This is a genomic window from Flavobacterium araucananum (assembly GCF_002222055.1).
Classification (GTDB): Bacteria; Bacteroidota; Bacteroidia; order Flavobacteriales; family Flavobacteriaceae; genus Flavobacterium; species Flavobacterium araucananum.
Map to the genome: position 1 here is coordinate 186,993 of NZ_MUGS01000015.1, position 12,808 is coordinate 199,800.

7 protein-coding genes are annotated in these 12,808 nt (G+C 34.1%); all 7 read right to left on the reverse strand.

Annotated features, from left to right (window positions below):
• Positions 1 to 74: 74 nt before the first annotated feature.
• On the reverse strand, positions 75 to 1,361 hold the full coding sequence (locus B0A64_RS10815; RefSeq protein ID WP_089479532.1) for an MFS transporter: 1,287 nt from the start codon (positions 1,359 to 1,361) through the stop codon (positions 75 to 77).
• Entirely contained in the window at positions 1,361 to 2,419 is a 1,059-nt protein-coding gene (locus B0A64_RS10820; RefSeq protein ID WP_089479533.1) for a glycoside hydrolase family 130 protein, read from the reverse strand. The genes B0A64_RS10815 and B0A64_RS10820 overlap by 1 nt, the downstream gene beginning before the upstream one ends.
• Positions 2,420 to 2,499: 80 nt before the next feature.
• Positions 2,500 to 3,684, reverse strand: coding sequence for a RagB/SusD family nutrient uptake outer membrane protein (locus B0A64_RS10825; protein WP_244285393.1), 1,185 nt, complete (start codon positions 3,682 to 3,684; stop codon positions 2,500 to 2,502).
• Positions 3,685 to 3,717: 33 nt separating this feature from the next.
• A complete protein-coding gene (locus B0A64_RS25520) occupies positions 3,718 to 3,984 on the reverse strand; it encodes a hypothetical protein (protein ID WP_244285394.1) in 267 nt (88 codons plus the stop codon).
• Between the two features lie 10 nt (positions 3,985 to 3,994).
• Positions 3,995 to 7,099 carry a SusC/RagA family TonB-linked outer membrane protein gene (locus tag B0A64_RS10830; RefSeq protein WP_089479534.1) on the reverse strand — a complete coding sequence of 1,035 codons (3,105 nt, stop codon included), beginning with the start codon at positions 7,097 to 7,099 and terminating at the stop codon, positions 3,995 to 3,997.
• Positions 7,100 to 7,301: 202 nt separating this feature from the next.
• Positions 7,302 to 11,510, reverse strand: coding sequence for a hybrid sensor histidine kinase/response regulator transcription factor (locus tag B0A64_RS10835; protein WP_244285395.1), 4,209 nt, complete (start codon positions 11,508 to 11,510; stop codon positions 7,302 to 7,304).
• Positions 11,511 to 12,020: 510 nt separating this feature from the next.
• On the reverse strand, positions 12,021 to 12,800 hold the full coding sequence (locus B0A64_RS10840; RefSeq protein ID WP_089479535.1) for a superoxide dismutase: 780 nt from the start codon (positions 12,798 to 12,800) through the stop codon (positions 12,021 to 12,023).
• Between the last annotated feature and the right edge of the window lie 8 nt (positions 12,801 to 12,808).

Consider the following 12,808-nt stretch of genomic DNA (forward strand, 5'->3'; position numbering starts at 1 on the left):
TTGAATTTTTATTTTTAGGTAACCGCTGAACGTAACTAATTTTAACACATAGAGACATAGATTTTTGCAATGTGTTAAAGTAATTTTACTGCCACTTCGTCCAAAACTTTTGGATCGATTTCTATTTCCGGAGAAAGTTCCAGTCCTTGCCTGATGATTTTTTTGCTGATAAAAATGGAACATAGTTGTAGCAAGGCAATGATGCCAATGGCGTATCTTAAAGCAAAATCTTCAGAAACGGCATAGTATAATGTTAAGAAAGTTCCGGCTCCCAAAAGTCTGCCAATATAAAGTCCTGCTTCATGATTTAGGATATAAGCAAACTCGCCTCTTTTTTCGATACGGGATACAATATCTATTACTTTAAGCTGAATGGGGAAGTAGGCAAGATCCATTAAAGGTTTTGCGATAAGCAGTAATAACAAAAAGAGTATTACGCCAGTTTTGTCAAACAATAATCCGTTTAGGCAGGCTCCCAGAGCAAACAAAATTAAGCCAACAGAGAAGGTTTTGATTCTGTCTGAAGGTTTAGAAAATCGACCTATAAAATAAATGATAATGGCAGCCAAAATTGCTCCTATCGATTGGGCTTGTCCTAAGGCACCTTCTTGTCCCAGTATTTTAAAAATAAGCATTGCCGGAGCTGTTACCAGAAACCCTTGTGCTAAACCCTTAAAGGTTGCCAATGATAATAGTTTGTACCAAAGCGGATGAAATTTGAAAAAGATATACTGTTTTTGAACAGGGTTTTCGAATTTGCCTCTAAAACAAACTATCGAAGCGATAATTGTAATCAGAAAAACAATCCCGGTAATAATCACGTATGCTTCATGTTTTTGGTCATCGCCAGTTTTGGATTGAATAAACCAGCCAATAGTTGCCGGTATTGCAATGGCAATTATGGTATAGATAAAAGTCTCTAATCCGTAATAATAATTACGATTATCATCATTAGTAATTGCCAAAGCAAGATAATCTCTATTCGACCAATACAAACCAAACGAAAGCCCCATGGTGATCCCGGCAATACCAATTCCGGTTAAATCCAAGGTTTTTAATGACATCATGATAATCATCGAAACACCGCTAAGCATCATGCCGATAGAATATAGTTTTCGGATATTGAAGTGTTTCAACAAAAAACCGTTTAATAAAAAAGTAAGCGGAATCCCGGTATAAATAGCCAATTGGTAAATAACAACTTTAGAGGTATCATTGGAGTTTCTCATAATGTATGCCGCGACAAAAATGTCGATCACCGGTAATACAAGTGCATAAACAAGGTTTGTAAAAATAAGGATGCGAAAATTATGGGTTTGACTTTTAAAATGATCAATTTCTGATATAAGTTTTTTAAACATTAGTTATTTTTTAAAAGTAAAAGAATCTCTTTAATTGAAAATTGAGCACCACAAACAAATTCATCCGAAGCTCCGTAATAAATCGTCAGCGTGTCTCCGTCCGGTTCAACGATATGACCGTTTGTAAATACTACGTTTCCAAAAAAACCACTTAGTTCGTAGCTTGTGGCAGGAACCATGATGGGCTGCTCTGTTCTTGCGATTACTTTTGAGGGATCGTTCAGGTCCATTAAAAAAGCCCCTAAACAATACTGATGATGTTCATTGGCACCATGATAGATTTCAAGCCAGCCTTTATCTGTTTTTATAGGAGCAGCTCCGGCACCCACTCTTTTACTGTCCCAAAGTCCTTTTCTGGTTTTAATAATACAGTGGTGATTTCCCCAATGAATACCATCCGGAGAAGAGGCCAACCAGATATAATTACCGCCAATATCTACACTACTTGGTCGATGTAAAGCATAGAATAAACCATTGATCTTTTCTTCAAAAATGGCGCAGTCTTTATTGTGTGCCGGTAATATCATACCGTGTTTTGTAAAATATTTCCAATTGGTCGTTGTACGTAAGCCAACTCCAACACCATTATCAGATACTGATGTAAAGGTTAGGTAATAGGTTCCGGCAATCAGGGCAACACGACAATCTTCTATACCAAAGGTTTCCAGCATACCCTCGCCAACCAGAGAGGGATAATTTTCAGGCTCGTAAAACTTGTGTCCGTCTTCGCTGCACAATAAGCGCAGGTGCGATAATGTGGTTAAATAATCAACGCCTTTATAGTTTATTACTCTTGCATCTGTTGCTATTAATTCAGGATCATTTTTTGGAATCTCAATGATTTTAATAGCACCGGTTTCTGTTAAGATTGGAAAAGAAATTATATTGTCTTTTTGTTTAGGGCGTTCTGCAACGCGTACCACCAGCCAGGTTTTATTTTGGTATTGAAATACGCCCGGATTCAAAAGGCAGGTAATTTCAAGTCCTTCTCTGCTTGCTGGAATATCTGTAGGTGATAATAAGGGATTATCTGTAAAACGTTTTGCTATATCTTTCATGTTTTTTTAGTGCTAAGTTGTTGTAAATAAAAGGTAACACAATTTTCTTTTGTAAGAAAAGAAGTTAACTTTTATTTAAATTAATATCCGGGATTCTGTGTTAGTTTACCTGCGGTTTTATCGATTTCTGATTGTGGAATGGGATATAACATATTTTTATCCTGAAAGTTTTTGCCTGTTGCTGTCATTACTTGTTTGGCAATTCCCCATCTTTTTAAGTCAAGCATTCTTTGGTTCTCGAAACCTAATTCGGCTCTTCGTTCAGATATTAGCCATTCTTTTATGGTGTTTTTATCTGATGACGATGGTCGGTTTGGTAACGTTCCCTCTGGAGCGATTGTACCTGATACTGTAATTGTAGTTCTTGCTCTTGTTCGTATTTGATTGATTATTGCGATCGCTCCGGGATAGTCGCTGGTTTCATTTAGTGCTTCGGCTTTCCAGAGTAAAACATCAGCCATACGAAAGAATACGGTATTACTGGGAGATTGATCGTTTCCTTTATTATCCCCATTGATGGTTCCTAATATTTTGTTTGCCCATTTTTGATCTACGTTTACCGTGTAGTCTTTTCTGGGATCATTAGGTTCAAATGAGTTTAAGAAATTGGTTGTTGGAGCAAAAAATCCCCAATTTAGCAGTGCACAATAACCATTTCCTCTTGCGGGGATTACATTGCTTTGATGGTCAAAAGAAAAAATAACTTCATTGTCTTTAAATTCTGTTTCGGTACTGAAATTGTCAAAGTAATTTGCGTTTAGACTGTAAAATCCAAGTCCTTGCAGTTCATTTACACTTGCAATTACTTCTGCCCATTTCTGGTTGTACAATGCTGCTTTTGCCTGTAAGGCAATAACGGCTCCTTTTGTAACTCTCCATTTTTCAGAATCCGGAATAAATTTTGAATTTGGTAACAAGTCTTTTGCTAATGCTAAATCAGTATTAATTTGATTCCATACTTCTGCTTTGGGAGCTCTTACCGCTTTATCAAATGCTTCCTGATATGTTTTTACAGTGACTAAAATTAAAGGTACATCACCAAAATTATTCACTAATGTGAAATAGTAAAAGGAACGCAAAAAATAAGCCTCACCTAATAATTGGTTTTTTCTCTCGGTACTTATTCCTGTAATAGTTTCAATATTTGGATTTAATAGAAAATCCAGAGCGATATTTACTCTTTTTATCCCTTCATAATTGTATTTCCACGCACCATTTAATCCACCATTACTAGAGGTATACGTAAAATTATCCAATTCATCCATCCAAGGCTGATCAGCATTAGAAGTCCATGTTTTTTACATATCATCAGATGCTACATCTTGCAAAATAATATCATTATTAGTAACAAGTCCGTTGATCCAATCCCAATTTCCCATTATATTCAATGTATTGGATAATATTAAATAAGAAGAACTAACAGAGTTTTCTACGGCTTTGGTAGTAGGAGTTGCATTTATTTGTTCCTCTGTTTGTAATCCCACAGGATCTATCGTTAACTCGTCGCTACAACTTGTTATAGTTGCAAGCCCTACTAAAAGGGTTGCTATTTTTATATATTTCATGATCGTCTTTTTATAAGTTTAATTTTAACCCAAGAATAAAAGATTTAGTTTGCGGGTAAGTTCCCATGTCAATCAAAGAAGTAGATTCCGGATCAAAACCGGTGTATTTAGTAACAGTAAATATGTTTTGCCCTGACATATAAATACGAATGTTGGCATTTCCCATTATTTCCGGATTGAAAGTATATCCAATCTCAATATTTTTTAATCTTAAATAAGAGGCATCTTCTATAAAAGCACTTGACATTTGTCCGCCCCCATTAGGATTAAAAGTTACTCTTGGTATTGTATTCGAACTTCCTTCGCCGTCCCACGCATTTAGTATTTCGGTATTAGAGTTAAGAGGCATTTTAGTACTGTAAGTCGTAACTTGTCTTGAATTATTATAACGATCGATACCCTCTACACCTTGAAAAAGTAGTGATATATCAAAGTTTTTATAACTACCATTGAAAGCCAGGCCATAAGTAAATTTTGGAATAGGATTTCCTATAAAAGTTTTATCATTGGCATCTATTTGTCCGTCACCATTTAAGTCCTTAAACTTCATATCACCAGGAACGGCACCATTTGTATTGCTGTACAATTGAGAATTAATTTCGGCTGAATTTTGATAAATTCCGTCAAATACATAACCATAATAAGAATTTATAGGTTGCCCAACAACGGTTCTGGTACCCATTTTTAAGTCTTCAATATTCTTAATATATTGTTGCAAAGCTTCAACTCTGTTGGTTAGTGTGGTAAAATTTCCGCTTATGCCATATTTAAAAGCATTGTCATTATTTTGGAAATTAGCGCCAAATTCAAATCCTTTATTACTAACCACTCCCGCATTCACATAGGTAGATTCGATAACTCCTACAGTTGTAGCAGGCAAACCTACAGTCAATAGAATGTCTTTGGTTCTTTTATCAAAATAATCAGTGGTAATGGATAATTTATTTTTTAAGATACTTAAATCCAGACCAAAATCTGTTTGAGTGGTAGTTTCCCATTTAATATCAGGATTTCCGTAACGGATAATTTTTACATTGTCATTTGCCTGTGAAACAAGTGTTTGATACGTATTATTGGGTATTTCCTGATTACCTGATTGTCCCCAGCTCGCTCTTAATTTTAAGTTAGAAATCCAATCTGCTTTTTCCATGAATTTCTCTTTAGATATAACCCATCCTCCGGAAACTGATGGAAAATATCCCCATTTATTACTGGGTCCAAAACGAGAAGAACCATCGGCTCTAATAGTTCCTGAAGCATAATATTTATTGTCATAACCATAGTTACCTGAGGCAAAGAAAGAGACTAAAGACCAACTGGTGTTAGTACCGCTGGAATTGTTGTTTACATTTAATCCTCCGTAATCTAAATAACGGAAAGCATCTGTAGTATTATCGTAATTGTTTCTGGAACCTCCTACATTATCACGATTATTCATAATGTTTTCAGTCCCTAATAACGCATTAATACTATGTTTTTCGTTAAGTGTTTTTACATAATTTAAAGTGTTACTAAAAGTAAAAGTTGTTTCCTGAGCCATATCATCAGTAAGTGTCGAAGGTCTGTTTATCCTTCCTTGTCCGGGATATAGAGGCACATTATTAGCATCAAGAGGAGATCCTCCGTCATCATCACCAAAATTCTGACTGAATTTTTTATCATGGGTAAAAATCATGTCAGCTCCAAAACTACTTCTGAATTTTAATGATTTATCGCTCAAAAGGGCATATTCACCATATAGATTTCCAAAAACTCTAAAAGCACTTTGTTTGTTATCGATAAGGTTGGCGATTGCAATTGGATTCATAGCGGTGTCATAATCATGACTCCATCCTTTAGCACGATCATTATTCAGGTAAAAAGGCAAGTCTGTATAAGGGTTTGCGGCAGAATAGGTTGGGTCATTTACATCTTTATACACTCCAAAAATGGAAGGTCTGAACATGGCAAAACGAATTACACCCATTTCATCACCACTGGATGATAATTTATCTTTGACGCTATTTGTAATTTGGATATTCGTTCCTACTTTTAAACGTTCTGAAAGAGTAGAGTTTACATTAGTTCTAAAATTAATACGCTCGTATTTGTTATTATCTCCAACAATGATTCCTTTTTGGGCAAAATAACCGCCGGAAATTAAGTATTGAGTAGTTTCGTTTCCGCCACTAGCCGAAAGTTGAAAATTTTTAGTTTGTCCTGTAGTAAATAATTGATCCAACCAATCCGTATTTGCCAAAGGAATTCCGTTTACAGAGCCGTCATTTTTTGCTTTTTGGTACGGGCTTGTTGCATTTGCATCATTACCGGTACTATTATGCCAGGCTTTGTCTAAAACGGTTAGATATTGATCACTATTTAATACCTTAGGAATGTTTGTAGCATAATTTACTCCCGTATAATATTCGGCATTGATACTAGTTTTGCCTTTTGATCTGTTTTTAGTCGTAATCAGGATAACTCCACCAGCAGCGCGCGAGCCATAAATAGCAGTTGCCGCAGCATCTTTTAATACGGTCATTGATTTTACATCAGATTGATTTAGAAAGTTGATATCACGGGTTGGGACACCGTCGATTACATAAAGTACATCGTTGTTTCCTAAAGTTCCCACACCTCTAATACGAATTTCCATTGCATCGCCTGGTTGTCCTGAACTGGAACTCACAGATACACCGGCAACTTGTCCTTGCAGTGCCTGACCAACATCTGCCACTTTTGTTTTAGACAACTCGGTCATATCAACCGTTGTGACGGCACTTGTAATTGCTGATTTTTTTTCGCTTGTATACCCAACAATAACAACTTCGTTTAAGGTATTTACGTCGCTTATCAAAGTAACATTTACATCTTTTCTTCCGGTTATTGCTACTTCCTGAGTTTGATATCCTATGTAGCTAAAGATCAAAACAGCGTTTGATTCTACACTGTTTATAGTATAGTTTCCGTCAAAATCTGTTATGGCATAATTATTAGTTCCTTTCACAGCAATATTAACTTGCGGCATTGGTCCGTCAATATCCTGAACGAGACCTTTAATAGTTTGAGCATGCAAGATGCTTCCTGATAAAATAACTCCAAGTAGGAATACTTTATAAATATATTTTTTCATCATAAGAGAGTGTTAAATGAATTATTGATTTGATTGCTTTTTTTCATGATTTTTAAGGTTTATCAGATGTCGTGGTTTTACGATAACGTTTGAATTAATTATCGTTTATAAAATTAACTTGTGGGTATACGAAAACCTGTACACTATTTCTTCAAAAGTGTACACTTGTATTTTGTTTGTTGGTAATCAGTATTTTGTGGATTTTCTAGCTCTTTGTTTTGTATTTGAGCTGATAGTTTTTGGGGGTTAAATCGTAAAGTTTCTTAAACTCACGATAAAAGTAGGAGCGGTTGTTAAAGCCGGATTGATAACAGACTTCTGAAACTGTTAATTTATTTTTTCTTAACAATTCGGCAGCATATTTTAATCGAATGGTGCGTATTAAGTCACCGGGAGTAAAACCAAATAGTTCCTTGGTTTTTCTGTATAATTGTGAGTTGCTGATGCCTAATTCTTTTTCGATAAATAAACTTTGAAGATTTTCATTATCGATATTGACACGAATTAGCTCGATTACCTTTTTTATAAAATCTTTTTCTTCACTATTTATCGGGAGATCAGGCAGGTTTTCGACCAGAGTATCTTGTTTAAAATGTTTTGAAATCAATTCTTTTTCTTCCAGTAACTTTTGTATTCTTATTAATAAATGATCGGGATAAAAAGGTTTTGGGATATAAGAGTTTGCACCGCTTTCGATTCCTTCTATTCGATGCAAAACAGAGTCTTTTGCCGTTAGCATAATAAACGGAATATGACAGGTTTTAAGGTTAGTTTTGATTTTTTTGCAAAGTTCAACACCATCCATAAAAGGCATCATGACATCGCTGATAATAATATCGGGGAGTATATCATCAATGATTTTTAGAGCTTCCAGACCATTATAAGCGAGAATAAGTTTGTATTTTTCGCTAAGCAATTCGTTAAGGAGCACATGAATATCTTTTTCGTCCTCGACGATCAGGATTACTTTTCTATTGTCTGCAAGTTCTTCCAGCGACACGATTTTATCTGGAATCTCGTAGGTTTTAACAGGACTTTCTTCGAGAATATTCTTTAAATGATGAGAAATTAAAATAGAACTTGTTGCTGTATCTAATTCTTTCTCGCTAAAAGCTTCCTTGCTACAAGGTAAGGATATTGTAAAGGTTGTTTCCTTGTTTAAAATACTTAAAACCTGTATTTCGCCTTTTAGAACAGTAACCAATTTTTTGACGTATGCCAGACCAATTCCGGTTCTGAACATATTATTATCGGTTTCTTTAGTACTTGTGTTTCCTAAAAAAAATTGATTAAATAACGAGTCTAATTCTTCTTTTGGAATCCCTTTTCCGGTATTTGTGATACTTATATTTAATTTTTTTGAATCTTCCTGAATATAAAGTTTAAGGTTTATTTTTCCGTTTACGAGGGTATATTTAAAAGCATTAGACATTAGATTGAATACTATTTTTTCAATTTTGTCTTTATCAAACCATCCGGATAAGGTAGGAGGTATGCTAAGTTTATATTCAATATTTTTATCCAAAGCCCATTCATCAAACAATTCGGCAATTTGTTCGACTAAATTGACCAAATCAAATTTTTTCACGTTTACTTCAAGATAATCATATTCTGCTTTTCTAAATTCAAGTAATTGCTGCGTTAAAAACAATAATCTCGAAGAGTTTCGCTGAATCATTTGTATGAACTTCTGATTTCTATCGTTGAGGTTTGTTGCTTCAGACAGTTTTTGAACCGGACCCACAATTAGCGTTAAAGGAGTTTGAAATTCATGCGCGATGTCTGTAAAAAAAGTAAGCCTGTTTTCATGAAGTTCTTTTTCTCTTTGTCGAAAAAGAATATTTTGGGAGAGGGATTGTCGCTTTTTATAATAGCTGAGCACAAATAACACAAAAGCTGCCAATAATAAGCAATAAAGTATCATAGCAAGGCTGGATTGCCAGAATACGGGTTCAATCCTGATATCAATGGCGTGTACCGGTTTACTCCATACGCCATCACTATTAGACCATTTTATCCATAAAGAGTAGTTTCCTTTAGGAACATTGGTAAAAGAAATAATTCGACGGTTATTAATCGCATTCCACCCTTTATCAAAATTCATTAATTGGTATGCATATTGACATTTTTCAGTATTGATATACGTCAAAGCAGTGAGTTCAATATCAAAGAAGTTCTGATTATGATTTAAAACTATCGAGGGATAACTGTTCGTATCTGATTTTATTACTAATGCCTGATAATATGGAATTGGCTGATTTTGCCCGCTAATTTTATCAATAAAAAGGTCTGGAATAGTTGTAGATTCTTTTATTTTTTGAGGGAGAAAGTAGTTAAAGCCTTTAATTCCCCCCATAAAAATAAATTCAGAATTTGAATCCTGATAAGAGGCCCCATCAGCAAATTCATTATTTTGCAATCCTTCATTTTTTGTATAGTTGGTGAATTTTAAATCCTGAATGTTAAAATTCGATAATCCAAAATTGGTACTCAACCAGAGGTTATTTTTTTTATCAGCAATTATTCCGTGAATCGTATTATTAGGAAGTCCATCTGCAACCGTGAAGTTTTTAAATTCAGCATTACCATTATTTTTACTATCTTCTAATAAATTAAGTCCAAAGCTGGTGCCAATCCAGAGTCTGTTTTTAGCATCAGTCTGCAAGCACAGAATATCATTATTAGACAAACTTTTGGAATCATTCGGGTTGTTTTTATAAACACTAAAGTGTTCGGATTTTTTATCAAATAAATTCAAGCCCCCCAAACGGGTTCCAATCCAGAGCTGATTTTTATTTTTTGGAAGTATAGAAAAAACAATATTACTGCTCAAAGCATTTTTGTTAGTATTACCGGCGAGATATTTTTTAAAATCTGTAAGCAGTAATTTTTCGCCGGAGCGTTCAATCTTACAACGAATCATTCCGTAACCATTAGTTCCCAACCAAATATAGCCGTCTTCGTCCTGATGTATAGTGTAAATTGATTTAAAATAGTCACAATCTTTATTGCCTGTAATGTTTGCCCAACTAATTAATTTTGAATTTTTTAAATCAAAAACGGTAATGCCTTCACCATCTGTACCAATAAAAATTAAGTTATCTTTTCCCTTGCATAAGGAGAATACAGCATTATTAATGGCGCTATTGCTTTCGTTATAGTTTTTATATTCTAAAGGTTTGTTGAGGTTGATAAAAAAATCAGAGGAGAAACGAAACAAACCTTTTCCTTTTGTACCTACCCAAAACGAGTTTTTATCGATTTCTAAAAATGATCTTACAATAGCCCCGTCGAGTTCCGGAACCTGAGATTTAGAGATAAGGTTAAACGATTTTTTAAGCGGATAAATTTTAATAATTCCGTCACCATCAGTTCCTGCCCAAAGAATATTTTCATTTCCCCGAATTAAGGTTGTTGTTTTTTGGTTGTTCAAATATTTCAACCAGTTAGGATTGATCGTGTTACCTGTGGCATCAATAATCGAATAACCTGATTTGCCTGAAACAACAAGACCTTCCGGAATATTGCCAATAATGTTTTCGATGCCTTTTTTTAAGAGTGCTATATTTTCTTTCTTTGCCAAAGAATGTAAATAGCTGCTTCCGGTTACTGATATTATGCCTATTTTTTCTTTCGAAACGATTCCAAATGTTCGAATAGTATCCGAAATTAATGCTACTTTAGAAATAAACGGTTTACCATCCTGCTTCTTTTCAATTGATAAAGAGTAAAGTTTATCATCGTCAAATAGTACAATTAAATCGCCACTTGCGGTAAACTCCATTTTTTTAACCGCTTTTTTAGAAACTTTATTGGTGTTTAACAATCGAAAATTAATCCCGTCAAAATAGCCAATTCCCCAGTCTTTTACGGCGCAAAAAACTTTTTTTGAAGTATCCAGAGCCATATTAAATTCAGACTCGGATAATGGGGGTATATTTTCTCTGGAAAAATAAAAACGCTCAAAATGACCTGTTTTTTTATCATAACGGTTAATTCCATGTATGGTTCGAATCCAGATCTGACCCGTATTGTCTTCATCGATTTTTAGGATAACCTGATTGCTCAGACTGTTTTTATTGTTAAGCTCAGGTCTGAAGATTTTAAAAGTATTGCCATCGTATCGATTGAGTCCATCCCATGATCCAATCCATAGTAAGTTTTCAGAATCCTGAAATAGGGTATTAATCGAGCTGTTTGATAATCCTTTGCTATTGTCTAATTGTTCTAAAGAATATTTTAGATCTGATGATGGAGAAGGATTGCAAACTGATTTTAAATCGGGATTATTAATTTTTGATTGCTCGGTTTTGTCAAACTGATTACTTGTACTTAAAGAGTTTTGATTCTCTTTATTATTACAAGAGAATATGATTATAAATATAAAATACCGAATTGTGGTTGTAATTTTCAAAGGATAATTCTTTTAGTAATTCTTAAAATCTACGGGAGTATTTCTCCCATTTTATTGCGTCAGCTATTTTATTTAGAATTGTATTGGCGCAAAAAACTAAATAGAATTTATCTTTATGATAAAAATTAAAATACTGTTATACAGCGTGTAAGGTATGGAAATTGAGATTGATAATAAATGATTTTTATCAGTTCTCGTTTTGATAGGTGCCGATGCAGCTTTAGATTCAAATAACTGAATGAAGATATTCAAAAGGCTTCCGATTACTTTAGAAGAGTATTTGAGTGGTATCGGAAAGTATAGACAAAAAAGAAGCTATCCGATAAGTAGTTTTTAGACAGCCTTTTTTACTGTTATTAGACAGTTTTAGATAACAGGATAGATAATTGCTCCAGCGGAGCATTATATTTATAGCAAACGTTGTAGATATTTGAGCAATTGAAATTAAGATTGTTTTAAATAAGCAAAGAGGCTGTCAGAAAAATTATTTTCGGACAGCCTCTTTATATTTTATACTTTTTTGACTTTCTTTAATGCTTCAATATAGTTTTCGTTTACTTTTTCCCAATTGATGTGTTGATAAAAAGCATCGATATAGCTTCCTTTTCTGTTTTGATAATCGAGGTAATAGGCATGTTCCCATAAATCGATTCCTAAAATTGGTGTTCCGGGAATCAAAGCATTTTTCATTAGAGGATTATCCTGATTATCAGTAGTGGTTACTTGTAATTTTCCGTATCTGTCAACTACTAACCAAACCCAACCGGATCCAAATTGTTTTGTTGCCTGACCTTTAAACTGGTTTGTAAGATTGTCGAAAGAACCAAATTCCTTATTGATAGATCCAGCCAGAGTATCTTTTGGAGTTACTTCTTTTGGAGTCAGAATATTAAAATACAGTGTATGATTATAATATCCGCCAGCATTTTGACGAAGTTTAGCATTGTTGAGATCCAATTTTTTCAGAATATCTTCAATAGGTAAATTTTCTAAATCCGTATTTACAATTTCTTTATTAAAATTATTCGTGTATGTTAGATAATGTTTCGAATAATGTGTTTCTAAAGTAAGTGTTCTTATTGCAGGGGCTAAACCATCGTATGCAAAAGGTAGCTTTGTCATTTCAAAAGAACCGGGATCTGCTTTTACATCATTTGGCGATCCTATGGTTATTTTTTCTTCTTTTGTTGGCAAAGGAACTTCTACAACTTCGGTTAGCTTGTTATCATTACAAGAAAATAATAGATAAAATGAAGCTAAAATGCTGAAACGAACAATGTTTTTCTTCATAATGTAAG

Bases quoted from the DNA above. Each gene is read 5' to 3' on its own strand.
- B0A64_RS10840 (WP_089479535.1), bottom strand. From the start codon at position 12,800: ATGAAGAAAAACATTGTTCGTTTCAGCATTTTAGCTTCATTTTATCTA.
- B0A64_RS10830 (WP_089479534.1), bottom strand. From the start codon at position 7,099: ATGATGAAAAAATATATTTATAAAGTATTCCTACTTGGAGTTATTTTA.
- B0A64_RS10820 (WP_089479533.1), bottom strand. From the start codon at position 2,419: ATGAAAGATATAGCAAAACGTTTTACAGATAATCCCTTATTATCACCT.
- B0A64_RS10815 (WP_089479532.1), bottom strand. From the start codon at position 1,361: ATGTTTAAAAAACTTATATCAGAAATTGATCATTTTAAAAGTCAAACC.
- B0A64_RS10825 (WP_244285393.1), bottom strand. From the start codon at position 3,684: ATGGATGAATTGGATAATTTTACGTATACCTCTAGTAATGGTGGATTA.
- B0A64_RS25520 (WP_244285394.1), bottom strand. From the start codon at position 3,984: ATGAAATATATAAAAATAGCAACCCTTTTAGTAGGGCTTGCAACTATA.